We start from the raw sequence: 26,621 nt of genomic DNA, 5'->3' as shown, positions 1-26,621 counted from the left end.
CGTCTCTAGATTACGCCCCTCGCCCAAAAAACACTGACCACACACGCCCGTCAACCATGGCTGGCTTATGTTGCTCACAATATGCTTGCCATGCGGCATCTTGCCACACACCAGAAACATTCTGGATAAGCAATAAACGGAGTATACTTTGAACGTCGCGCATATTACGCGACGTTCCGTCGCTGTACAAAGCGCTATAGGCTGAAAAATCTGTTGTACGTGACGCCCATTGATCTTTGTCTGCGTTTATCAACGAAAGTAAAGCATCAAATGCCGCTTCGTAATTGCCATTCTTCACTTGCCATTCTATTGCTAACAATGCGGTATCGATATGAGTAGATGAGGCCGTAAGATTCGCGGTATCTTCGGTTAAACCAAGCGCCATTTCAGTACGCGATAAAAAGTTCTCTACCACCTCAGCAGAGCGACGCATGTGTTCGCTTTGCTTCAGTGCCTGAGACAGCATGACAAAAAAAGCGGCTTTTGCGGCGCGAGATCGCCATGCAGCCACATGCGCGGTAACACTGGCTAACCCTTTATCCAGACTATAGAGTCCACGTACACTGGCTCCGCTATCAAATAACTGCGCCCAAACCAGAGCGCGGGCAATGTTAAGCGTTGCTGACAAGCGCTGAGGATGTGCATTTACATCTTCTGCAAACAAAGCAAACACCTGTTGTAAGGTAGCTACCGCCATCAATGGCGACGCTTCAACCACTGTATTAAGCGCCTGATATTGAGCCGTACTCAATGCCTGCGGCTGATACGACTGCATGGCCAACCACAATTGCAATTGATGCGCCGACAACTGCCCGTTGAGTAATGCTTGATCCAACGTTGCACGTTGTTCGTCAGCTAGACCATTGATATAAAGGCCTTCAGCAAGCCAATCATACTGCTTGGTAAAATAACGCTGTGATGCATACTCCATTGCCTGTAAGTACTGCAACAAAGCTTGGGGACCCTGCTCAGTCAACAATAGTGTTTTGATAGCCGGTATGGGCTGCTCATCGCTAGCACGGCCACGTGAGCGCTGCAGTTGCCCGTCATCATCCAGCCAATAGTCGTCGAGTAACAGTTGCTGCCTATTGATGTCACTGGTATTGCCCATTGCAATACTGTGTCGCCACACACCTTGCCAAATAGGAAACCAAGACTGGCCTTGCTCATGAGCGTCAATTGCACGTGTTAAGCGCTGCAGATAAGGCGTACTTTGTCCCGGTTGAGACTGGTTAAAACGCTCAGCTAAAGGCGCTAAAGCTGCATCGTGTTGATGGTTGTCCAAGTAAGTTTTAAACACATTGCTAAAAAGGGTTAAAAACGGAGAAGTCACACGCCCTCTCTGGTCGCCCTGATTCAATAAAGCAACCACCACATCTTGGTCATCAAGCGCATAACCTGTATCGGCTTTAATCGCCGCAGCTTGGGTATGATTACCTGCAGCACGATACGCGTAATAAAGTGTTGCTGTAGCTTCTAACGGGAAGTCGTGTCGACGTACATAAGTATTTAAAATCTCGGTAATCGCTGCGTTACTCTCTTCATTGCGCCTCTGCTGATTCATTAATACCGCAAGATATGCCACCAAAAACTGGGCATTATCCGGTGCCAACTGATGCAACTTCTCAAGATAAATACGCGATTGATGTACAGCTTCCGGTTGGCTGCGGTATTGCAAAGGCACCACAAAGCGCTGATAAAAATCGGCTAAAACCGGGTCAGGTAATGAGTCCGCTTGAAGTACATAGTCGATTTCTTGTTGCTGAAGATCAGCATAATGAGCGTCAATAATCGGTGAAGCAAAATCGCGAATCCCTCCTTTGCTGCTTTGCTGAACTTGATAATACAAAGCTAAAATGGCGTGGTAGGCTTCTTTTCTATCTTGCTGATAAAACGCGTGTAGAAAACGAGGTAGCGGTTGTGCCGCAGGAAAACGCGCAGCGACTAGCTGAGCTAGGTCGAATAACATTGCCTGATTCGACGCTGGAATATCCGTGCGTAATACGCGAGTGACGAAGTAGTTCACATTGCGAACCTGTTCATCCATTTCTCCCGCCAACTCATCGCCAAAAACCTGTGTGATCACAGCTTTTTGTTGCGCAGTTAACGGGCTAGTCAGCAAGCGCTCAAATAGCATAGACGCCAACCCAGACTCTCCACCCGACACTTTTGCTCGAGCCAATAACGCTTGATAAAATTGAATTTGTTCAGCCAAATTCAAACGCGCAACCAAAACCTCATCCACACTTGCACCACCTCGTTGCGAGTAAGTGTATGGGTCGCTGCCATGATCGAGGAAAAATCTCATCAACTGCTCATTGCTCAACAAGGTTTGCCCTACTTTTTGCTCAACTTGTTCAAAAAATGTCGGCATACCTCTAAACAGGTCGAACAAAATGCGGCTAGCTTGAGGGCTTTTTTGTAAAGGTGTGAGTATCAAGGCAATAAAATCGTCAGTCGACAAGGTCTCGTACCCATTGGCAAGAATACGGTCGAACTGACTACTCGGATAACCGTACCAGGTTCCTCTCTCCATCAATGTGAGGCGCTCGTTTTCTTGCGCGATGGCATGCTTTACAAGGGTCAAAATAGCTTGATTGTCGTGCTTCTCCAACGCAATTGCCAACGCCATGATGGCGTTATCGGTTAACTCAATTCGCGCTTGTAGAAAATGTTCGCTCCATGCACTATCCGAGGTCACGGGGGAGGCAATGAGCCCAAACTGTGTGGTGGAATAGCGCCATTCTCTCGCCAGCGACGGTATAGCTTTATGGGCCGGCGTCAACACATCGACAATCGCCGTCAATTGCTCTGGCGAAGTAAAACCACTCATGACTCGCAATGCCAGCATTTGCCAATGCGCTAATTGCTGAACTTTGGCATCCCGTTGATAAGCCTCGCGATTCGCCAGTGTAGCAGCAACCGATTTATCCAATAACGCCAGTATTTCTTCAATATTGTGTGCGCGTTCATGCGCTTGTTCAGGCCAGGTCAACAACCATCCTTCAACTAAACTCGGCAAATATCGCCCTACCTCTACCGGCGTAGGATCAGTTGGCGCAGACTGCCAATAAGAAAGGCTCGCCATCACTTGTTTTATCCCTTGCCAATAAATACGGTGTGCTAATGCCGTTTGCCCAAGTTGCTCTTGTAAAATAGCAGTGCGTAACGCTAACCCGATGTTGTTTTGGTCTCGCACTAAGGCATTGGCAAAGCTGTCTCGTGCAAGCGTAATCAACCCAGCATTATCATAAGTTTGCCCCTTTACTTCGCCAACGTTCACTAACCCATCGATATTATCCATCATAGCAAACGCTAATTGAGCACTTCCTATATCTCCTTGTTTAACCAATGTATTGGCTAAATCAGCATAAAAATCGGGAGGGAAGGCGCGACTCATTGCGAGCAAACGACGGCCGAATCGGAGTTTTTCATTCACATTGCCAATCGCTGGGCCTTGGTTTTGAAACGAAGGCATTTCTCCTGAAAACAAGGTTACTAATTGACGTAGACGATAAGGCAACTGCGCCATGTCTTCAGACAGCACTGTTTGCAACACCCGCCCTTGGGTCACAAAGTCCCGTTGTTCTTGGGCGATATCGCCCAACAAATTGTACAAATAGTCGTTGTTACCCTTGCTAATTATGCGCAACAGCACACGCTGCTTCGCCCACGACAGCATGGCCGTTAGCTGGGGTATTTTGTAGGTTTCTTTACCCAACTGGTTAACGCTGCCCGCAAACATATTCAGTAAACCATCAATTGCAACTTCAAACGTTTCACGGTTGGGAGCGTAAATCGCTTGAAATTGCAGTTGATGAATAGCCTCAAAAATACGCTGCTGTTTCATCATTAACGCGGTCATCAGCAACCAATTATCAGCATTGTCTGGGTTTGCCGCCAAGGTTTTTTGATAAGCTTGTATGGCTTGTTCCCCCATATTCGCCATAGTGTATAAACCTGCAGCAAACTCGAATGTGTCTCCCACATCACCCGCTTCCCCCTGTGAGTGTTGCAATTGCGTTAGCAGCGAATTCACCTGCTCAGTACGAGTATCTTGCGACATTGCATCAGCTTGAGAAAGTACCGTAAGGGCCAGATTCCTCACATGTTGCGAGGCATTATCAGGGTCGATATCTGCCAAGGTTTGATAACTCTCCTCAAGCGCAACATGATCATTAACTTTGGCGTAAATGGGGATGAGTAAAGACAGCGTTTGTGTACGAGAAAGCCTATTGTTAGCGGCAAACGTCGATACAGCCTCGATGGCCTTGTCGACCTGATGCTTTGTCAGTAGTAGGCGTGTGAGTAAAGCCAAGTCTGGAGATGTTAACCTGCCCTCTGCCAATTTAGCCGAAAACTCGGTGATCAAAGTGTCAGTACTGCCGCTCTTTTGTGCCAGCTTAACCAAACGCTGCACCAAAAGGTGTGCTCGAGCAGGTAACTGAGTATTGGCCAACATAAATCGATAGTCGGTCAGCGCCCCATTGTCGTCGCCTGCGGCCTCGCGAAGCTGCGCAACCTTGAGCTGTTGGTCGTACGTTAACGTGACAGATGCCTCAGTGAGAGGTTGCACCACATCTAGTGCGGCCTGATGTAATCCCAATTCAGAAAACCCAGCAGCAACACTAAAACGCCGTGAATCAGTGCGACTAAGTTGCTCACCTAAAAGAGCCAGTACGGCTTGTGCATCGTCGCGGCGACTGGCTAACATCAGTAATTCAAAGCGCGTCAAGCTTCCGGTCACGGCCAACTCAGGCTGAGTGTTCACATATTGTTGCAATAGTGCCAGCGCGGATGACGTCAGCCCCAACGCCTGCATATCGAAAACAAGGCTAAATACATTCTCAGATGACGGTGAGCCATGCTCCACATAATTGCGATACAAGGCCTTTGCCTCGGCCTCTTTACCTTCACTTAAATACAGCGCGGCCAAACCTTTGTACAACCCCATATTCTGTGGGGCGTCGGCGATTTGCGTTTGGTATAACGAGACCAATGCCACCGTGTCGCCCTGTAAGCTCAAAATTTGCGATACCCGCGCCTGCACATCGGCATACTCGCTGTGTTTAACTAATACCAGGGCTGCTTGACCACGCTGAAGTTCGAGCAATACATCCACCAGCGTGTGCTGAACCCATTTATCATCTCCCATTGCTTCCAATAACGGCACAATATCGGCTAATTGGGCTTGCTCTCGATACGCTTCTACCCACAAGGCAAGCGCATAGCGTTTCGCTTCTTCTTTTTGCAATTCAGGTACTAGCTGTTGGGCCTCTGCTGCGGCTTGCTGATAATCGGATGTTTGCAACAACCACTCAATCCGTGTCAGCTGTTGCGTGGTGTTGGAAGGCGCCGGCATTACACGTAACGCCGTATCAACAAACCCCTGAATTGCCAATACTTTTGCAACGCGATACTGCACGTCGGCAGGCTGTTGCTGCGCCCAGGAAAACAGGCGATTTTCATCCTGGAGCATGTCGGCAGACAGACCAGCTAGCTCAACCATATCAGCTTGAACTGTTTGCCCAATGGCATCGTTGAGCTGCCTATACAAAACCAGTAATTCTGTGCTATCCGTGTTTTCAACCAGTGGAGTCAGTGTGGCGAGTGCGGCGTCAATGTTTCCGCTTTGCCAGTGTAAATAACCAAGTAACAAACCCGCTTGTTCACACACTGCTGTGTTCGCATTATCGCATTGCGTGTAAGGTTGAAGCGCATCAACCACTCCCTCTAGCCCCTGTTCGTCCAATATTGCTTCGCGATATAAAGCGATGCCCTCGTCTACTGAAACCGGCAAGCTTTGCTGCAAAAGCGCGTTCAAACGCGTTTGCCCGATGGCCGCAGTGCTTTCGCCTGACACCGTCAACAAAGCAGTTAAAATCAAAGGCAACATCTTCATAATTGATTCTCTTTCAAAGGACGTGACGGGAATTGGGGTAAACGACGCATGATCAATTCAATAAAAAATACACCAAGGGCCAACAACGCTAACCAATGTTGCAATTGAATACTTTGCCAGTTAGTTGCTGGAAGACGTGTCATCTCATTAGCATTAAAAGACGCATCAAGCGCCATTGAAATACCGCCCGTTTGAGCACTGAGCTGTGCCATGGGCAATTGCTGTTCGGCTGGAACATGGTGCTCTTGAAAATAACCCTCAAATGCTGGTGAACTGCTATAACGCTTACGCGCCCCAGCTTGCAATATGAACGACAATGGCTTGTCTTGAGGGTAAGTAAACGCTGTTTCATACCAACCCGGCGCTCGTAAATGCAACGCCAAAGGTGTGGCAAGCGCTTCTGCATCTGGCATCAGCTGTAGTGTCGGACCTATTTCACCTAGCGCACTCCCCCCTTGCTTCACAACCTGTAACGACACCTGCTGCTCTCCGCGCTGCTGAGATATCTGATAGGGAAAGGTGTCGATGGTGATACTTTGTATCAGTGAAGAAAACCACTGGCTGTAATTTTGCCACTGTTGCCAATTGCGCGAGCCAGCACCACTGTAATCGGTCGTCATCACCATAACTTGCCCAGCTCCAACACTCCATTGAGCAACCAATGGCGCATCTGAACCCTCGATGTTAGCAAACGCGAATGCTGCGGGTTTTAACCGTGTTTTGGCGTAACCTAACACGGGCGGGATTGCGTATTGTGACATGCTTGACTGAGTCATCGTTACGCCAAATTGCCCTTGCTGATAGATCGGCTGGGGCTTTGGCTGTTGTTGACGTAAGTCGAGTTCAACCAAACTGAAGTTATCTTCAATGGCATAAAAACGACCTTGTCCCCAGTCGGCGAGCTGCTGCATTTTTTCGCTGCCTGTTGCCCCAGCCCCGACTAATACCGTAGACACATTAATTCTGTCTTTGGTGATGTAGCGCAGGAGTTGTTGATAGTTATCTTCTTCTACTCCTGCGTCGGTGATCATCAACATGTGTTTATAACGGGTTGGTGCCGCTTTCAAACCGTAATAGGCTTCTTGAATCGCCGGAAACAATACTGTTCCCCCCGACGCCTGCATACGTCCTATGGCCCGCTCAACTTCGTTGCTTTCACCCACCGGCTGCATGGGTACAGCCCATTGCTTATTGCCATAAAATTCAACAATACCCACGTAATCATTGGGCTTTAAATGACGCACGGCAAGTCGAGCCGCTTTCTTGGCCAGCGCCATAGGCTCGCCTTCCATCGAGCCTGAAGAGTCGATAATAATGGCGAGGGCAACACTTGGCTCCGCGATTTTTTCAGGCGGGGTAAAGGTCACTGGCAATAAATCTCGCACCCGCGACGACGCATCAGAAAGCTGTTGAAAACTGCGCCCATCTCCCGAAACAACGAGTGCCAAGCCTTGATTGCGCACGGCGGCTTCAATACGCTGTTGTGCGTCGTCACTCAGGGTATCGGCGGCAATATTATGCAGTATCAGTGCGTCGGCATCTTCCAGCACATTCACTTGCTGAAATTGCGCGGGGGTAAGGCGTTTTACCCTAGCCCACTCTCCCAACAAAGCCCGTACACTGTCTCGACTGTCTTCACCTTCTGGTTCAACTAATACCAACTGACGTGCGGGTTGCACCACAACAACCGCAGGCATCGTATCCAGTGTTTGCTGATCCTCGGTTAACACCACATTTATCGGCGTAACGCCTACCGGTTGCTGCGGCAAGGTTAACGACACATTAGTGTGTGTTTGCAATACCAGCTGCTGAGCGGCACTCAATAAGGTGTCACCGGCGTACACTTCCACCTTAACGCCATCACTTGCGCCTTCCAACGTAACTTGCACAGTTGCCAGTTCGCCTTGGCTAACTGCGGGTAATATGACATCGGTGATCACGGGTTGTGGTCGAGAAACTGGCACAACAACAGTGTTTAACGCCAATGACGTTGACCGGTATTCGGCGATGGTTTGCTGCCATTGACGACGATTCGCTAAGCCATCAGAAATAAGAGAAACCTGTCCCTTCGCACCGACGGGTATTGCAAGGCGTGCCATTTCTAGGGCCTGAGAGAGGGTATCAGCGGTGTGTATTTTATAAGCCGCTGCCCATGGCGCTTGTGATGAGAAGACCTCGCGGTCACGTGGGCTATGGCTGATCAAGACCAGTTGAGAATGTACCTCATCAGCGCTTTGAAGTAATTGCTGCGCTTTGTCCAATATTGCCGGGCGATAAGAAGCCGACACACTGGCGCTAAAATCAATAATAACACTGTGATAAGGGCTTCCTGATTGGGTAAGCCACTGCGGTTGCGCCAAAGCCACAACCACTAATGTCAGTACCAGTGTTCGCAAAGCACAGACTTTTTTAGATACCCACTTGCGTTGCCACCACAGTAAGGGTAACGCCAACAACAGCCACAACCAATTTGGCGAAACAAACTCAACATTCACAACAACTATTCCTTACGGTAACCAGCGGCGGACAACCAATATCCACTCAAGTAATAACAACCCTAATGCCCCTGCGAGCAACCACGTCAGCAAAGCAGAAAACGGCAATGTCATCCCTTGCCCTTCTGACTGTGACATTGGAGCTTCAGAAGACGTAGACACCGAGCCATACTCGCTCAATGCGCGGTCTAGCAGCGTGACTGCTGGCGCACCGGGTAACTCGGACGATTTACCGGCTGACGGTGCCAACAGTGGCACCAGTAGAGATTCAGACGCCGCTTGCTGCCATTGACTGGCATAACGCCAAGTGTGAATGGGTTGACCGGCAGCAAGATATGGATAGGCAGCCGGGTAATCAGCAACCCACCCCACTAAGCGACTGAGAATGACGGCGCTATCGTGCGCCGTAGCGGGATTCACTAATGCATCAACCAACCCTTGCGGTACCGACACACGGCGACGCTCACCGCGATAAATACTGGCGGGGAACGCCACCTTATCGAGGGTGTGTAACATTGAAGCCGATAGTGTTTGGGTGGCCGGTATAGTAAGTGTTAAGCGGTTATCTGCCGCAATCGTGAAATCTGCTTGCTCAGCGATGCGATAATGTACGTCCATAGCGGCGAACAGGGCTTGTACTGCCGACGAGGGCGGTTGACTCAACGTCAGCGAACTCGCTGTGCGATCAACTAGCTGTAACCAGCCTTGGTTATCCTGCGAAAACCCATCGTCCTGCGCTAATGTAACGTTCACTACGCCACCGTTTGCGGGCACATCACGCAGCCAAAAACGGCCTTGTTCATCTTGCTCTGTCGCAGTGACAGATGCCGACTTATTCGCGTGTGTTATTGTGATCGTTGGCGCCTTCGATGTTTGTGGCGCAACACCGTTAATGGTTAGCGCAATCACTACATCAACCTTATCTGACGCGCCTGATGCCGCAGGCCCTTGGCCCAAGGTTACAACGCCCGTATTGGGTTGGGTCATCATCACCGGAGCTTGCTGCGTCACTTGCACGTTTGTGGGCAAGGTATCGAACAAGGTGGGTTCTAGCGCCACGCCGCCAATCACAGTAAGTACGAAACGATGCTCGGGTAGTAGCGTGGCCTGCTTCTCTTGTTGCGTTAACCATTTTGCAACGCTACTGGGCGCTAACTCATAGTGCATTTCATCTAGCCGACGCGTTACTAACGCCGACGATTCACCCTCGCCTAACAAGCGATAAGTAGCGCCATTGTCGTACACCACCGAAACCTGCCTTTGAGGTAGCGCAGACACTGTACTCAACAATGCATCGCGATTGCGCTGTTGCTGCTCAGGAGAGGCACTCGCTGCAGATGCATCCACCCAAATAGCATAATGGGTAGTAACGTCTTTTTGTTGCCATGCTAGCTGCGAAAAAGCCAGCCATAACAACAAACAAATAGCCGTCAGTAATAGCAATGACAACGGATGGCGAAAAGATTCCCATAGTCGCTGTGCCCGCGACACCTTAAGTGCTTGCTGCCAAAAGTACACGTGCGCCACAACCACAGTACGGTAGCGAGTGCGTAAAATATGTAATAGAACAAGGCCGGCAAGTATTACACTCGCGCCCAAAGCCACGCCCCATAATGGTAGTCCAGCAGAAATCATTGCAGCCCGCTTCCTTGGTGATTGGTTATATTCATCAATCGATAACTATTTACTTGGCCCACAAACGCTGCCCTTGCTGTTGAAACCAATTAGTTAATTGTGTCACCGCATCGTCCGCGCAATTTACCCTTAACAACCCGAACTGACGTTGTTTTGCATAAGCTTCTAACCCTTGATTAAATTGGTTATAGGCCGCCATGTATTCTCGAATGACAGAGTCAGACAAACGCACGTTGACGCTCACTGCCGTTTCGGCATCTGCCAGCCTCATATCTCCAGAAAACGAAGGATGTAAACGCGGGTCGGCGTCGAACGGTTGCACCAACTGAACGAGCAACCCATGATGACGAGATAAACTCAGTGCCTGAAATAACTGACTGTCTTGCTCTTCAGTAAAAAAGTCAGACAGCACAATCATTAGCCCTCTGCGCAGCGGCAACTGAGTAAAACTTTTCACGGCCCGAGCCAATGACGTATCTCGGCTTTGTGTTGCCGTTTGCAGTGGGCTTAAATGTTGAGCCACACTGCGCAACCGTCCAGCACCAGATATACTCTCAGCCAGCGGAACACAGGTTTGCTGCAATTGGTATAAACGTACTGAATCATGTTGCGACAAACTGATACCCGCGAATGCCATGGCCAATTGCAGTGCGCTGTTAATACGCGGTTCGGCTTCGCAATACATGCTTGCAGACGTGTCAACCAACACGTAAACCGGCATAGCCTGTTCTTCTTCAAACACTTTGACAAACAAACGCCCGTCGCGCTGATATCCCATCCAATCTACATTGCGAATATCATCACCCGGTGAGTAGGGTTTGTAGTCGGCGAACTCGATACCTTGTCCGCGTGCATTAGTGCGTTGCTGCGCTAAGCGGCCCCCACTTTGTGTTTTTGGCACCGTAAGTGGGAGGTGCTGAATGCGGCTCAACAAATGCGGATCAAATAAATCTGATGATGCAACGGGGTTACTGAATGCCATATGCATTACCTTGGTCTTGATTGTTCGTATTAGCGCTTTTTACATCGCCGGTTTGCTGAGTAAAAAAGCGCGATAGAAAGTGTTTATCTGCATACGACAAATCTCGTAATGCCGGTGCAGTGGTTGGCTCTGGAAGCGTGTCTGCAATATAAGCTTGTGCAATGGGAGCGGTTTCAGTATGCCCTTCGGCATCCTGCAAACGCGTTGTTTCAGCGCCAGGGCTTAAGGTGCCGATAAAACGGTCTTTCATTGGTACGGCTAACAACATGCCAGCTACGCCACGGGTTTTCTTTAACGCGTCGCCATTCCCTCTGCCTTTGTTGCCAGAATTACCCGGGCGGCCTTGGCCTTGAGATTGATTACCACTCTGATTTTTCGACCCCTGACTCTGCTTTTTCCCACCTGACTTATTATTGCCGGCTTGAGGTTGCTGGCTATTAGCAGGCTGTGAGCGCTGAGCCGATGTCGCAGCTGGCGAGGTTGCACCATTTTGCATTTGCACACGCGATTGCCCATCTTGCTGGGTCTTGTTGCCTTCACCACTGGCTCGCTCTGCATTTGGCTGTTTGGCGAAAGCTTTGCCTTGTTGTTCAGATACCCGCGTTTGTTGCGCAGCTTCTTGCCCTATTGAGGTACCCTGTGTTGATGCCGTTTGTGCAGATTGATTGTCACTGGCGGGAGTAGCACTACCTCGCTCTGACGACGGCGACGCCGATGCTGCTCTTGGCGACTGCGCAGCAGATTGTGCCTGACGCGCCCCCGCGCCACCATTGGTCGGAGAAACCGCAGCATCTTGCTCTGGCTCAGTGCCGACTTGGCTACTCGTAGATTGCGGCGTTGCGGTATTTGAGCGCAGTGAGGCTGGTTGAACGTCTGGGTTATCATTACGCTGTGCTTGAATCGAAGGGGGTTGTTCGGTGAGTCCTGCTTCATCGGCTTCGTGCGTCATCACTAACTCTTCATCAGAAATGCGGCCGTCGAAACCTTGTGGAGCAAAAAACACAATAACCATCACAGTGATAACCGCAGCTAATGGCATCACACGCGCCCACTTTAGCGGTGAAGCTGACAACGAATTAAGGGTAATGGCCCCATTTTGCAACGCCGCTTTTGCAGAGGAAATAAAAGGTTGAGCGTCTTGTATGGCTAATTCATGCAAAGCCGTTGTACTTGGGCGAGTAAGAAATTCGTCGGCAATAACCAGCCGATTGTGGTCAGACAATGTTGTGTCAAAAATACCCAGAGCCTGCTGACGGGAAACCTCAAACCGCCAACACCAATACGTAACCATACCCAGCCAAGCAATCACAAAAACCGACGTCAGTGCGGCGCCAAACCATAGCGCACTTAGCTGTTGATGATAAACCAGCCACAATGCAATGAATGGCGCGACCAAAGTAGCCGCCGACAAATAGTGCATCGCCTGACGCATTGCCCATTGGCGGTGCTGTCGCTTGATCAGTTGCTGCCCTGACCTAACGAGCTGGTCAAGTTCGGCACGCAAAAATTGGTGTTCGCTGTGCTGCATGTATGGTGAAACCTTCTACACCGCTATTCATGGTGTGCTATTTCACAACAAGAAACTTGCACCAACCTTGCAATCCTCGTTTTTCAGCCGAATTGTTTCCGTCGAAAACCGTCAGGCTCGCGTAAGGTTGCTATGCCTAAATGCATGTTCATTTTTCTCGCGATCAGGAGTTTGTGGGTGAAACCAATTCAACACACACTAATGGCGTTAGTCGTTAGCAGCGCACTGTGCGCCTGCTCGGCAACGCAAACCTCTACAACGGTTAACGCCACACCAGCCGAACCAGAAACGAATACGCAAAACCTCTCGGTGGATTACCAAAAATTCACTTTACCCAATGGCCTTACCACCCTTGTTTACACCGATAACAGTGTTCCTACCGTTTATGTGGGTGTGTGGTACAAGGTCGGCTCAAAAGACGAGCCTGAAGGTAAATCTGGATTTGCGCATTTGTTTGAACATTTAATGTTTCAAGAAACAAAACACCGCGAAGGCGAGTATTTTTTGCCGTTCGATAAAGCGGGCGCAACAGGCATGAACGGCACCACAAGTTTAGACCGCACCAATTACTATGCCACAGTACCAAGCAATGCATTGGACATGGCGTTGTGGATGGAATCAGACCGCATGGCATATCTGGGCGAGTCGATTACCCAGTCATTACTCGATGAACAAAGAGACGTGGTTAAAAACGAGAAACGACAAGGGCAAATTCGCCCAGGCTCTCTGGCTCGGGAGCGCTTTCAAGCTAACTTCTATCCTCCCACACACCCCTATGCCCATACTACTATTGGATCTATGGAAGACTTGGACAAGGCTTCTTTAGAAGATGTAAAAACTTGGTTCTCCGACTACTACGGGGCGAGTAATGCGGTGTTAGTGCTAGCGGGTGATATCGATCTCGCCACAGCGAAAGAAAAAGTCGCCCATTACTTCTCCGACGCGCCCACAGGCAAACCTATCAATAAGCTTGACCAGTGGATGCCGGAATTTACCGATGTTAAACGCGACATTAATTATGACCAAGTACCTACGGTAAACTTTATTCGCAGTTGGCCTTTGCCCAATAACGACAGCAAAGACACTGCATTAATGGCCGTGGTAGCCCGCACGCTCGCTGGCTCTAAAAACACACCACTCACCGACTTGCTCATTGATGAACACGACTTAGCGACACACGTGTCTGCGTCGGTCAACGACAATGAAGTCAGTAGTGTATTTTCGATTAATGTATCGCTAAAACCCGGCGTTGACGTGGCCGATGTTGATGCATTAATACAGCAAGCCATGCAAACTTACTTTGCAAACGGTCCAGAAGAAGACGCCCTTGATGCTCTGCGATTGAGCCTGAAAATCAGCTTGGTTCGCTCTCTCGAACGACCTTCGGCCATCGGTACCAAATTGATTCAAGGTGAAGTACTTCATAACAACCCCACTTTCTTCCAACAACAGCAAGCGTGGTTAAATGCTACAACCCCGAGCGAATTAAAAGCATTGGCGAAGAAATGGCTCGATAAACCGTATTTTGAATCTCAATTACGTCCCCTCCCGCGCACAGAGAAAATGAGCGCTGAGGTAGACCGTTCAGCCATACCAGAGATTGGCGAATTCAATGGTCAGGTACATTTCCCCGACATCGAACAAACCACCCTCGACAACGGTATTCATTTAGTTGTAGCCAACCGTCCGCGTCTGCCGGTTGTAGATATTAGTATGCAGTTTGAAACCGGCACGGCACTTAATCCGATTTACGGCACGAGCGTTGCCGAACATGCATTTGGATTAATGGCGACCGGCACAGAAAAATACGATGCGAGCGCACTGGACAAACAAATGGATAAAATTGGCACCGTGATCATGAGCAGTGCCAGCGAGCGTCAAAGTGGAGTGAACTTTGGGCCGTTAAAAGAACATCTGGATGATGCGTTTTCTCTCGCGGCAGAAATGATTCGCCACCCGATTTACCCGCAAAAAGAAATCGATAAGAGTATCGACCGCGTCGATCCTGCTTACGACAATTACGAACGCACACCGATAAATGCTGCCAGCGCCGTGTTCGGTAGAGCCATGTGGGGCGACGCTCATCGTCACGGGCACATTCCCACTCGTGAGGAAGAGAAAAACCTCTCTCGAGAAACAATTCAAGCCTTTCACGACAACGAAATTGGTCCAAACAACACCACTATCTACCTCATTGGTGACATTACCCTTGATGAAGCCGTAGCCGTAGTTTCTGCTCACTTTGGCGACTGGCAACCAGTGTCTCATCACGCCATACCTGAAGTTGCAAAAGCGCAGCCTCAAACGGGTAAAATCATATTGGTTGACGCCCCTGGCATGGTGCAAAGTAGTATTACCGCAGGCCATATAGTGGCCCCTTATCAGCGTGAATTAGCAGCAACAGAAGGGTTAATGAATGCCGCTTTGGGTGGCAGTTTTCACAGCCGCTTAAACATGAACTTGCGCGAAGACAAAGGTTGGGCCTATGGCTTTAGTGCAGGAATAGGCAGTACACCTTCGGGAGAACGCGTATTCAGTGCCAGCGGCACAGTACAAGCCGATAAAACCGCCGCCAGTATGGTTGAGGTAAAACGCGAAATTTGCGATTTTGTGACCACAGCGCCAACAACCGCTGAAGAGCTTGCGCGTGATAAAGCCTCAGCGATTCGCTCCATTCCTTCGGCCTACACCAGTAATACAGCGTTTTTAAATGCAATGATTAACGCACAGGTTTACGGCACGCCGTATCGCTACGCCGAAGGCTCGATTGGACGTTTAAAAGCGGTAACGCTAGAACAGGTAAGAACGCAAGCCACCAAAACCTATCAGCCAGACGCTCTCACTTGGGTCGTTGTGGGTGACTTAAGCGTGATTGAAGATGATGTTCGTGCGCTAGGCTTTGGCGATGTTGAAGTATGGGATGTGTACGGTAATCGCATCCGATAGTAAAACAAAGTAACGACTAAAAAGGGCAACCGGTACTAACCGATTGCCTTTTTTTATACCCAAGCATTCAATGAAGGTTGCCTGCTATTTAAGCCTAAGAAACCGTTTACTCTGACGCCAACATCAAGCGTTCAGGGAAGGTCAAAGTAAATACCGCCCCGCCCTGCTCACCGTTACTGGCATTGATATCGGCGTGGTGTAATTGTGCCACCGCTTTAACAATGGCCAAGCCCAAACCGTGCCCATTGCGGTTGGGTGGAAACTTAGCAAAGGGTTCGAACAAAGAGGCTAAATGCGCGTTATCAATGCCTGGGCCATGATCGATTACCTGCAACACACCCGCTTCAGACAATTGTACTTCTACCTTGCCGCCAGCCGGAGAAAATGACAGCGCATTGTCGATTAAATTGGCCAATGCCACTTCGAGTAAATCCTGCTCTCCATTCACCCAGTAATGATCGACTTTACTACTCCACACCAGTTCACATTGACGAATACGGGCGTGGGAGCGTCGCTCGTTGATCACTTTTTCACATGTCGCTACCACATCAACCTGACTTTTCAACGATTGTGGCCCGCCCACGCGCATCAAACGCAGCAACTGATTCACCAGCGTTACCAACTTGCGCACATCGTTCACCAATTTGTCTTTCACATCTCCGTCTTCTAACGATTCTAAACGCGTGCGTAAAACAGTTAAGGGCGTACGCATTTCATGTGCTGCAGTAGACAAAAAGAAATTGTGTTTTTTCTGTGTGTCTTCAACTTTCCCCATCATTTGGTTAACCGCTTTAACTAACGGCAACACTTCTTTTGGCAAGCCATTTTCAGGCAGGGTTTTATTCAGTTTTTTAGGGTCGAGCGAGTTAGCGACATTCGCAACACGACGTATAGCGCGAATGTTAAATAACAAAATAATTACGGCAATTAAAAACACGCCACCAGCGGCGTATAAACTGAGCTGACTAAACGACCAAAACCACTTTGGGTAATATTGAGACAAGTCGAAATACGACGACCGAAGCGGTTGAACAATACCCGAAAATTCAAGGTAATAGCTGTCGTCTCCACAATAGCTGTAATAAGCCGACACTTGCTTTTCTTCGTTTTCCAACGTCGAGCTATAACTGGCGTTAGTACACACTGACAAATCTTTTTGCTCAGTGGCATAACGATGCACCGATTCAAATCGCTGTTGGTTAAAGCGGTCGTTTTCATTGCCATTGGTATACACAAAATTGTTTTGTCGAATATAAAACTTAAAGTCTGGGTTCGTCGCCATGATCTCTCGGATCACGTCGTCATCTTCTAACGCACCAGCGTGTTCTGGATCTTTTTCCACGTTTCGCATAAAGGTGCGCAAACTCGACGTCACCAACGACTCCGTGCTGCGCATGGGGTTGTCGGTACTCGGTATTTCAGAAATAGGTTTAATCGCAACGTAATAGATTAACCCTCCCATAAAGAGCAGGGTTAGAATTACGATTTGCCCCATCATCGACTTGGGCAAATTAATAAGTGGTTGGAGTATTTTCATTGTGCTTTCAGGAGATATCCCACGCCTCGTAGAGTTTGAATGACCACCTGAGTATCGAATGTTGTCAATTTCTTGCGCAACCGAGACATATGCGACTCTAGCGTATTGGAGGAAATGTCGTCGTCAAAGCTGTAGATAGCTTGCTCTATAGACTCTCTGGCAATAACCCTATTCGCTCGCTTCATCAACAAAGATAAAATTGCGAGTTCACGACGAGACAACATCAACAACTCTCCGTGTACAAACACGTTGTGATTCGCCCCGTCATAGGTCAAGTTGCCGACCTCAATCAGCGTTTGTTTTTGGCTTAATGGATGACGCATCGCTGCGCGAATACGCGCGAGTAATTCTTGCGGCTCAAACGGTTTGGCTAAGTAATCGTCCGCACCTTCATCAAGCCCAGTGACTTTATCACCCAATTCGTCTAATGCCGACAGTACTAAAAATCGGTTAGTCAGGCCGCGTTGTTGACAAAAGCGCATCAACGACAACCCCTCGCCATCGGGCAGCATGCGATCGAGGATCACCACTTCATACTGACAACCTTGCACTGCTTGCTCTGCAAACCTTAGCGTCTCAGCCACATCAACGGTGAAACCTTGCTTGCGCAAGTAATCTCCCGTTGTCTCAGCAATGGCGTCGTCATCCTCCACCAACAACAGTCGCATTTAGTATTCCTTTGTTATTCTCTTCGTTTACTGTGTGGTCATGTTTAATTGTGATATTTCGCTTTACTCACCAAGCCGTAAGGTTGGTGCAAGCAAAACGCGAAATAATACCCATTAGAAGAAGCGCAGTATCAATGCCGGGTGATCATGGACAACACAGAGATAGAGAAGTTAAAGCAACAAGCGAGCGATTTCAAACAGACTTTCTACCGAATCAAGCAAGAAGTCAACAAAATGATTGTCGGTCAGGAAGAAGCCGTTGAGGGGGTACTCATCGCCCTGATGGCTGGTGGACACGTGCTATTGGAAGGGGTGCCCGGATTGGGTAAAACCATGCTGATCAGCACGATCAGTCAGGCGGTAAACCTGCAGTTTTCCAGAATTCAGTTCACGCCCGACTTGATGCCTGCCGACATTCAGGGGACCACAGTATTGTCAGAAACAGCGGCGGGTGGCCACGAGCTTACCTTTCAACCTGGGCCAATTATGGCCAATTTGGTACTGGCAGACGAAATTAACCGCGCCACGCCAAAAACCCAATCGGCGTTATTGGAAGTGATGCAAGAAAAGCAGGTCACGGTAGGGCGACAAACCCTTAAACTCGACGACCCATTTTGTGTTATGGCAACACAAAACCCGTCAGAACAAGAAGGCACCTACCCCTTGCCTGAAGCACAACTAGACCGCTTTTTGTTCAAGCTTATTGTGGGTTATCCAACCGAGCAGGATTATCACACGATCATTGACCGAACCACCAGTGATGAAAAAGTGGAAATTACGGCCGTGACACACGCTGATACCTTGAATCAGATGCGTGCTGTTGTGCGTCAAATTCCTGTACCTGAGGTAGCGAAAACTTATGCTATTCGCTTGGTGATGGCGACTCAGCCTGGCAGTGAATATGCCACTGACGACGTGAATCAATATGTGTCATTGGGTGCCTCGCCACGAGGTATTCAAAGCCTAATGCTGGCGGCCAAAGTAAAAGCTTTGCAAGACAATCGTTTTGCCGTTAGCTGTGATGATATTCGCGCTATCGCCTTGCCTGTACTGCGCCATCGATTAGTCATGAACTTTCACGCTCAAGCCAATCGCGTCAGTGCTGACAGCTTAATTCACGACATTCTCAACAAACTCAAACCGTAACTATTTCTTGCCTCCCTAGCATTAGAAGCCCCCGGTAAAACGGGGGCATTTTTTTATATCGTCACGCGCGATTACACTTATCGGAATAAGACTTTTTCTCGTCCGAACCAATAAACACAAAAGGCAATACATGCTCCCGCGATAGCGGCGGTTGAACCGAAAATAGCAACAAGTTGCACATAATCCATAGTGCCTTTAATCAGCTCTTTAATGGCCAAGGCAACGTTAGTCAGCGGCACCCATGCCCATGCTCCTTTCAATTCAACGCCCGGTAGCATTGAAAATATAACAGGGATAATGACCAAGAAGACCAAAGGTGTCATGTAAGCCTGCGCTTCTTTAAAGCTCCGTGCATAAATAGACAGGGTCAGTAAGATCGACGCAAACATAGCGACAACTGGTACCAGCATAAGGAAGATGAGTACGTAATCAATTACACCAATTTGACCAAGAAAGTCAGACAGCATGGCAATCGCCATACCTTGGCTAAGCACAATCCCCCATATTGCCATACTGGCCACGGTTACCAAGGCTGACATGACGCCCGCAAATGCAATGGTAAAGAACTTGCCCATCACCAATTGATGACGAGGTAATGGTGAGAGCAATAAGGTTTCTAGCGTACCGCGTTCTTTTTCACCTGCGCCCAAGTCTGTTGCAGGGATCATGGCACCTTGTAAGCACAAGATGAAAATAAAGTACGGCACCATACCGCCGATTTGAGCACCGATATTTTCGCGCTCATCAGCAACATTCACCTTCTCAATTTTGATAGGATCGATTAAGGCTTGTTGTTGGGTTTCATTCAAAGCCAAGGCTTCAAAGGCACGCATTTGGTTGCCTTCTTCGTATTTTTCCACCACTTCACGTAGGCGCTGCATCACCATATTTAGCCCGGCGTCGTTGAGATACACTTTCAACGTAATCTGCCCGCTTTGCAGCGAATCACTGCTCCAGTTCTCAGGCACTTCGATAACAAAGTCACCGTCGCCACTTTTCACCCAACTCGAAGCATCGGTGTCACTGGGCAAACTCACTAGCTCTAACCCCTCGATAGCGGTAACTTCTTCAATAAACTCAGGCGCATAATTCTCGCCAATCACAGCGAAAGACAACACTTCTTGCTTAGCACTTTCAACCGCCTTTGCGCCTACAAACGTGGCTAAACCAATAATCACCGGAAATACTAAAACAGGTAACGCAATCATAAAGAACATGGTCTTTTTGTCGCGAATGAGCTCTTTAATTTCTTTGAGCATGACTAACCACATAATTACGCTCCTTGTGCAATGGGTTGAGGTTCAACAACCGATTCTGATGATGGTGATACGTTCAAACTTGCGAGGAAGCTATCTCTTAGCGAACCGTTAGCTAAACCACGGAAAGCTTCGATTGAACCACTAAAGGTTGTGATGCCGTGTTGAATAACACTCACGCAATCACAAAGCTCAGACACTTCGTCCAAATGGTGAGTGGAAAAAATCACCGGTACGCCTTTGGCTTTTAAGCTTTTGATGAAGTCCATTACAGTTTGAGAAGCCATGATATCCAGCCCCGTCGTTGGCTCATCGAGAATCACCACTTTGGGGTCGTGTACCACTGTGCGGGCAATGGCCGTTTTTTGTTTCATACCGGTTGAGAAATTTTCGCAACGTCGGTCTAAGAAGCTATGTAACTCAAGCATGTCAGTAAGCTCGGCGATTTTCTTTTCTATTGCCTCTTCGCTCATACCGTGCAGGCGACCAAAATACGCGATATTTTCGCGGCCGGTGAGTCGCCCATACAAGCCCGTAGAGCCAGACAAAAAACCGATCTTTTGGCGAGCAACCAGTGGCGTCGACACCACATTGGTCCCTTCAATAACAATTTCTCCAGCATCGGGCGTTAATGCGGTAGACAACATACGCAATGTGGTGGTTTTACCCGCACCATTTGGGCCAAGTAACCCTAATACTTGCCCTTTCTCACAGCGAAATGACACGTCTTTTACCGAATGAAAAAAGCGTCCTTGTAGCCGAGGGTCTTTCTTTTCCTGTTCACTGAGTTTTTTCGGGTTTTCCACCTGAAAGCGTTTTGACAGCTTAGATATTTCTATCATGATGCATCCTACTTTTCGTTATTGTTGAGTCCATCGCCGCGAAATTTCACGAGATACTCATGTTCCTTACTGCTTAATGACTACATTAAAGCCTTCGCGAACCGAATACTAGCTTGAGTCAATTGTGTTAAATTGATGTTTGTACTGGTTTATCAGTCTTAAAAAATCAAACTTTCTTACAATTAACTTTATCGTTTTTCTTTTCAGTATAAAAAACTAGCGTTAGCATTTTAGCTAACTCAGTGAAATTACAAACTGACGAATTGTTAACAAATATTAAGGAGCATGGGATGCAAACGGTAACAAACCCATTTCAAGCCTGTAATGACATCTTTATCAAACCCAAAGGTGTTTTTCAGGCCCTACAAGAAAAAAGCAACTGGTCGTGGATCCCATTTCTACTTGTGATCACTATGGCAATATTGCCGGCTTATCTTTACTACAACTTCGTGGATTTCGCATGGTTTCAAGAGTTAATCGTCGAAGCGCAAGCCGGAGACGCCAGTCCTGCTGAACAAGACGCTATGCGTGCTTTTATCACCCAAAACGCCATGATTTGGCAGTCGGTGATTGCTGGCTTCTTAATGCCTGTGATTTTTTCAGCGATTTTCGCTTTGTATTATCACCTTGTCACTAAATCAGACGAGAAGAACCTAAACGGTTTCACCGACTGGTATGGCTTTATGTGGTGGGCTTCTATGCCGACGATTATCAATGGTGTTATCGCTGTGATTTTGATTTTGGCTGCAAGCGACCATCAACTGTCACCAACGGTACTTTCGCCACTTTCACCGAGCTATTGGTTTGATGTATCCATGACATCAAAATGGGCGGGCTTCTTACAAGGCTTTAGATTAGACACCTTGTTCTCAATCTACCTCACCGCGGTAGGGATTACTCAATGGACTAGTTTTACCACCAAAAAAGCCACCATTGTGGCTATTATTCCAACGGCTGTCCTTTACTGTTTGTTCTTGATCCCTGTTTTACTTAAGTAAACTTTGATCTTCGAAAGCGGCGGCTGCTACATGTCTGAAAAGGACAAAGTAGCAGCCGCCGTTTTTATTTGATTTAGGCTAACGGCAGTTGCACATTAGGCTGTTGGGGATGCCGCAACGGGCGAAAATAATCGGTGTTATTGTAAAGTGCTGCAGTCTGTTCAACATGCCACCCTGGTACACCGAGTAATGGCAAAGGCTTTAAAAGTTTGGCGGTGTCAAAATCACCCAATGCCTGAATACGCTCAAGTAAGCATTGATCAAGCACCTGCTTTCTCTCATTCAAGCCTAGTGTTTCATAGCCCTCGGGCACTTTAACCGCTAACCACTTGCCCGTTAATCCTTCAAAAGGGTTAAGCATCATTTCAAGATTCGCATGGCCAAACATATGGGGGAAAATCGTCCGTCCCCAATCAGCACGATGCTCAACAAACCCTTTTGTCCATTGGTGGTTCGCAAGCAAAGATAATACTTCATTGCCCAATACAAGCTTGTCTTCTGGCACCGCTAATACCACGCCACATTCATCAAAATGGGTAATTCGGTTGCGTCTGGGGGTGCGGGGGTGCAAGCCAAATTGTCGAATATCCACCATATGCAACTGATTGAGATACTGTTTAGTCACTGGGAAATCCAGCCAAATCAGTGCATTGAACAAGTCGTGCCAATTATCCTCTCGGGTTGGCACAATCCCTTGCTCTGCAATAATTTCTTCGTAATACAAGGTTGAGGCCGTTAACTCGCCCTGGGCTATAAACTGTGGGCCTTGCCATTGTTCGCCTCGGTTTGCGGCCAAGGCGTTTAGCGCCGACGCCGAAGGAATACCATCGCACGTATCGAGCTGGTACTCATTGAGAATTTTATTTACTGGAGGAGCGGCCAAGGCCGTGATAGTGCTTAGCGGTCGATTTGTCAGGACAGAATTCATGTCAGGTGTATTGGTTCAGTGTCGCAATTTCTCTATACTGAGCGTTATTGTAAAGCAAAACAGAGACCAATAATGAAAAGAATGATCCTGTCTTTGATGATCCCCACCCTGTTGGGCGTTACAGCATGTAGCGAAGAGTCAACTAACGACAAAGCACCCATTAACAACTTCGACCAAGTGTACAATGAAATTACCCCTGATAAGGTAGTTGAGCCGTTGAAAACCTTGGCTTCTGATGAATTCGAAGGCCGCTTACCCACCACGGCTGGCGAGAAAAAGACCCTCGATTATCTGGTCAACAAATTCCAAGCGATGGGTTATCAACCAGGAAACGGTGAAACCTATCTTCAAGAAGTGGCTTTGATGGAAATCACAGCTGATCCCAGCGCTACACTAACCATTGGTGATACCACATACAACTACAAAGAGAATATGGTGGTCTCGTCTAAGCGCGAGCAAGCCGAAGTCAATCTTGCTGATTCTGAACTTGTTTTCGTTGGCTATGGTGTTAATGCGCCAGAATACGATTGGAACGACTATGAAGGCCTAGACGTAAAAGGCAAAACCGTCGTTATCCTCGTGAACGACCCAGGTTTCGAGAATCCTGACAGTGGCAAGTTCCAAGGCACTACCATGACTTACTATGGTCGTTGGAGCTACAAATATGAAGAAGCGAGCCGCCAAGGCGCTGCAGGCGCTTTGATTGTGCACGAAACAGCACCGGCCTCATACCCTTGGTCTGTGGTTGCCAATAGCTGGAGTGGCCCTCAATACGGACTCGTGACTCCTGACGGTGGTGCAAGCCGTGTAGCTGTAGAAGGCTGGTTAACGCTGGATGCGGCCAAAGAAGTCTTTGCCAACGCAGGTATGGATTTCGATGCTGAAAAGCAACATGCCCTCAATGGTCCTTATCACAAAGCCATGGGTTTAACCGCATCAACTACGGTTAACAATACCTTCGAAAAATCGAAGAGTTACAACGTGATTGCAACGCTACCCGGTACCGAAAAAGCCGATGAGCATGTGATTTACACCGCCCATTGGGATCACTTAGGTAAAGATGAAACCAAAGAAGGTGACAACATTTATAACGGTGCCCACGACAACGCGTCTGGTACAGCCGCCGCTTTGGTGATGGCTGATGCATTCACTAACTTGTCGATTAAGCCTAAGCGTTCTATTAGCTTTTTAATTGTGACCGCAGAAGAACAAGGTCTGTTGGGCTCTAAGTACTATGCTGATCACCCGATTATCCCGCTGGATAAAACCGTGGCTAACATCAACATGGACGCGATGAATGTATTAGGCAAAACCAAAGACGTAGCAGTGATAGGTAAAGGTAAGTCTGAACTGGAAGATTACTTGCAAACCGCAGCAGATCGTCAAGGCCGTTACCTTACTCAAGAAGACCGCCCAGAAGCGGGTTACTACTATCGCTCAGATCACTTTAGCTTTGCCAAGAAAGGCGTACCTGCACTTTACGCAGAAGGTGGCTCAGAGCCAATCGATGAAGCGACAGCCAAGTACCGCAAGCGTATGAATGTCATTGTCACCGGTTGTTATCACCAAGTGTGTGACCAATTCCGTGACAGCTGGGACTTAAGCGGCATATCACAAGATACCCAATTGTTGTTCGATGTGGGCTATCAAGTTGCCAATGCCCCTACGTGGCCACAGTGGAGCAAAACCAGCGAATTCCAACGCCCGTAATTGGCGAACAAGCGAAAGCGTTATTCCAAAGCCGTCCTAATTGGACGGCTTTTTTATAACAATATTCTCTAAAAACCCCAGAATAAGCTTGCAATTTTTCCTGAGGCTGGCACATTCAGTAGCTAGTGAGAAGTACCTACAACAACAATCGCTTCCACCATCTCATTACGAGATACCTGACAGAAAATTCAATCTTTTTTTAAAACAAGTGACTAGAGAGTATTCCTTTTATGTGTGGTATTTTCGGTATCCTAGATATCAAGACCGATGTGTCAGAACTCAGAACCCAAGCGTTAGAATTAACTAAAACGCTGCGTCATCGCGGCCCAGACTGGTCGGGTATCTGGAATAATGACAATACCATCTTGTGTCACGAGCGATTGGCTATTGTTGATGTAGATACCGGTGCACAGCCACTGATTTCTAACTCAGGTGATCAAATTCTTGCGGTAAATGGTGAAATTTATAACCACAAAGCGCTAGCGAGTAAACTTGCTCAACCTTATGACTTTAAAACCCGTTCAGACTGTGAAGTGATTTTGCCACTTTACCAGCAACGCGGTGTCGAATTTATTGATGATCTACAAGGTATGTTTGCCTTTGTATTGTACGATCAAGAAAAAGACAGCTACCTTATTGCCCGTGACCATATTGGTATTATCCCCCTTTATACTGGTTATGACGAACACGGTAATTTCTATGTAGCTTCAGAAATGAAAGCTCTTGCACCTGTGTGTAAAACGATCAGCGAGTTCCCTCCTGGTCATTACATGTGGAGCAAAACTGGCGAAATGACCCGTTACTACCAGCGTGACTGGATGCAGTACGACGCGGTAAAAGAAAACGAAACCAACCTTGATGATTTGCGCGAAGCGTTCGAAAAAGCAGTGAAATCACACCTGATGTCTGACGTACCTTACGCGGTATTATTGTCAGGCGGTTTGGATTCGTCTTTGGTGTCGGCCGTTGCGGCAAAATACGTTGCTAAGCGCGTAGAAGACGAAGACAAATCAGATGCGTGGTGGCCTCGCCTTCACTCATTCGCGGTTGGTCTTGAAGGCGCACCAGACCTCCTTGCTGCACAAAAAGTAGCAGAGATGATTGGCACGGTTCACCATGAGATTCACTTCACGATTCAAGAAGGTTTAGACGCCATTCGTGACGTGATTTATCACCTTGAAACTTACGATACCACGACTATCCGCGCGGCAACGCCTATGTACCTCATGACGCGTAAAATTAAGGCAATGGGGATCAAAATGGTATTGTCGGGCGAAGGTTCTGATGAAATCTTTGGTGGTTACTTGTATTTCCACAAGGCGCCAAACGCTAAAGAATTCCACGAAGAAACCGTACGTAAGCTTGAGCGTTTGCACATGTTCGACTGTGCGCGTGCTAACAAAGCTACGTCAGCTTGGGGTGTAGAAGCTCGTGTACCTTTCCTCGACAAAGAGTTTATCGACGTTGCGATGCGCTTAAACCCACAAGACAAAATGTGTCTTGATGGCAAAATGGAAAAATGGATCTTGCGTAAAGCCTTTGATAACGGCGATACCTTGCCAGCAGAGGTATTGTGGCGTCAGAAAGAACAATTTGGCGACGGCGTAGGTTATTCGTGGATCGACTCTATTCGCGACTTTGTTGACCAAGAAATCACCGATCAACAATTGGCAACGGCAGAATTCCGCTACCCAGTGAATACACCTGACACCAAAGAAGGTTACTACTACCGCACAATCTTTGAAGGTTACTTCCCTCAAGAAAGCGCAGCTAAGTGTGTACCAGGTGGTAAATCTATCGCTTGTAGTACAGTAGAAGCCCTAGAGTGGGATGCAAGCTTTAAGAACAACGCTGACCCTTCAGGTCGCTCTATGGTAGGTGTTCACTCGGGTAAATAAACCTGAGTGTTGTCCCAAATAAAAAACCACCGCACTAGCGGTGGCAGACTGTTGAAAAAGCCCTAGACGAAAGTCTGGGGCTTTGATCTAATAGGCATAGTGAAATTCGGAGTGTTCACCATGCTAACCCCAAAATCCCCACAACAATAC

The 26,621-nt window shown here is 48.1% G+C and carries 15 protein-coding genes; 5 read left to right on the top strand and 10 right to left on the bottom strand.

Translation table 11 applies throughout. The features are described from left to right. Window positions 1–10: 10 nt before the first annotated feature. From ACXAH6_RS15600 to ACXAH6_RS15580, 5 genes are read right to left on the bottom strand one after another with little or no spacing between them, the layout of a single operon-like run. Window positions 11–5,902: a tetratricopeptide repeat protein gene (locus tag ACXAH6_RS15600; RefSeq protein ID WP_474878295.1), complete on the bottom strand. Its 5,892-nt coding sequence runs from the start codon at window positions 5,900–5,902 to the stop codon at window positions 11–13. Further along, window positions 5,899–8,397: a vWA domain-containing protein gene (locus ACXAH6_RS15595; protein ID WP_474878293.1), complete on the bottom strand. Its 2,499-nt coding sequence runs from the start codon at window positions 8,395–8,397 to the stop codon at window positions 5,899–5,901. The genes ACXAH6_RS15600 and ACXAH6_RS15595 overlap by 4 nt, the downstream gene beginning before the upstream one ends. A gap of 12 nt (window positions 8,398–8,409) precedes the next feature. Beyond that, a complete protein-coding gene (locus tag ACXAH6_RS15590; RefSeq protein WP_474878291.1) occupies window positions 8,410–10,032 on the bottom strand; it encodes a hypothetical protein in 1,623 nt (540 codons plus the stop codon). 49 nt (window positions 10,033–10,081) lie between these two features. Next, entirely contained in the window at window positions 10,082–11,014 is a 933-nt protein-coding gene (locus tag ACXAH6_RS15585) for a DUF58 domain-containing protein (protein WP_474878289.1), read from the bottom strand. Then, window positions 11,001–12,542: a hypothetical protein gene (locus tag ACXAH6_RS15580; protein ID WP_474878287.1), complete on the bottom strand. Its 1,542-nt coding sequence runs from the start codon at window positions 12,540–12,542 to the stop codon at window positions 11,001–11,003. Before ACXAH6_RS15580 ends, ACXAH6_RS15585 begins: the two co-directional genes overlap by 14 nt. Window positions 12,543–12,719: 177 nt before the next feature. Between ACXAH6_RS15580 and ACXAH6_RS15575 the strand changes: the two genes are divergently transcribed. Next, entirely contained in the window at window positions 12,720–15,488 is a 2,769-nt protein-coding gene (locus ACXAH6_RS15575; RefSeq protein ID WP_474878286.1) for a M16 family metallopeptidase, read from the top strand. A 106-nt stretch (window positions 15,489–15,594) separates the two neighbouring features. On the opposite strand, the gene ACXAH6_RS15570 is transcribed toward ACXAH6_RS15575, so the two are convergent. Then, window positions 15,595–17,025, bottom strand: a complete 1,431-nt coding sequence (locus ACXAH6_RS15570; RefSeq protein ID WP_474878285.1) for a sensor histidine kinase — start codon at window positions 17,023–17,025, stop codon at window positions 15,595–15,597. After that, window positions 17,022–17,693 carry a response regulator gene (locus tag ACXAH6_RS15565; protein ID WP_474878283.1) on the bottom strand — a complete coding sequence of 224 codons (672 nt, stop codon included), beginning with the start codon at window positions 17,691–17,693 and terminating at the stop codon, window positions 17,022–17,024. The genes ACXAH6_RS15570 and ACXAH6_RS15565 overlap by 4 nt, the downstream gene beginning before the upstream one ends. A gap of 147 nt (window positions 17,694–17,840) precedes the next feature. On the opposite strand from ACXAH6_RS15565, the gene ACXAH6_RS15560 reads away from it, so the two are divergent. Beyond that, a complete protein-coding gene (locus ACXAH6_RS15560) occupies window positions 17,841–18,839 on the top strand; it encodes an AAA family ATPase (protein ID WP_474878281.1) in 999 nt (332 codons plus the stop codon). A 77-nt stretch (window positions 18,840–18,916) separates the two neighbouring features. On the opposite strand, the gene ACXAH6_RS15555 is transcribed toward ACXAH6_RS15560, so the two are convergent. After that, entirely contained in the window at window positions 18,917–20,110 is a 1,194-nt protein-coding gene (locus tag ACXAH6_RS15555) for an ABC transporter permease (protein ID WP_474878280.1), read from the bottom strand. Between the two features lie 2 nt (window positions 20,111–20,112). Then, window positions 20,113–20,937 (bottom strand): ABC transporter ATP-binding protein, encoded by an 825-nt coding sequence (locus ACXAH6_RS15550; protein WP_474878278.1) that lies wholly within the window; start codon window positions 20,935–20,937, stop codon window positions 20,113–20,115. A gap of 290 nt (window positions 20,938–21,227) precedes the next feature. On the opposite strand from ACXAH6_RS15550, the gene ACXAH6_RS15545 reads away from it, so the two are divergent. Further along, a complete protein-coding gene (locus ACXAH6_RS15545; protein WP_474878277.1) occupies window positions 21,228–21,935 on the top strand; it encodes a YIP1 family protein in 708 nt (235 codons plus the stop codon). Between the two features lie 73 nt (window positions 21,936–22,008). Here ACXAH6_RS15545 and ACXAH6_RS15540 read toward each other — a convergent pair whose 3' ends face one another. Next, a complete protein-coding gene (locus ACXAH6_RS15540; RefSeq protein ID WP_474878275.1) occupies window positions 22,009–22,863 on the bottom strand; it encodes a DUF3025 domain-containing protein in 855 nt (284 codons plus the stop codon). Window positions 22,864–22,935: 72 nt separating this feature from the next. On the opposite strand from ACXAH6_RS15540, the gene ACXAH6_RS15535 reads away from it, so the two are divergent. Both ACXAH6_RS15535 and asnB read left to right on the top strand, forming a co-directional pair. Further along, window positions 22,936–24,573, top strand: coding sequence for a M28 family metallopeptidase (locus ACXAH6_RS15535; RefSeq protein WP_474878274.1), 1,638 nt, complete (start codon window positions 22,936–22,938; stop codon window positions 24,571–24,573). 230 nt (window positions 24,574–24,803) lie between these two features. Beyond that, on the top strand, window positions 24,804–26,471 hold the full coding sequence (gene asnB / locus ACXAH6_RS15530; protein WP_474878273.1) for an asparagine synthase B: 1,668 nt from the start codon (window positions 24,804–24,806) through the stop codon (window positions 26,469–26,471). Window positions 26,472–26,621: the final 150 nt, after the last annotated feature.

The sequence above is a fragment of the Alteromonas sp. ABE4_545 genome (assembly GCF_056161325.1).
Note: the sequence above shows the minus strand (reverse complement) of the source record. Positions and strands in the feature narration are given on the sequence as shown.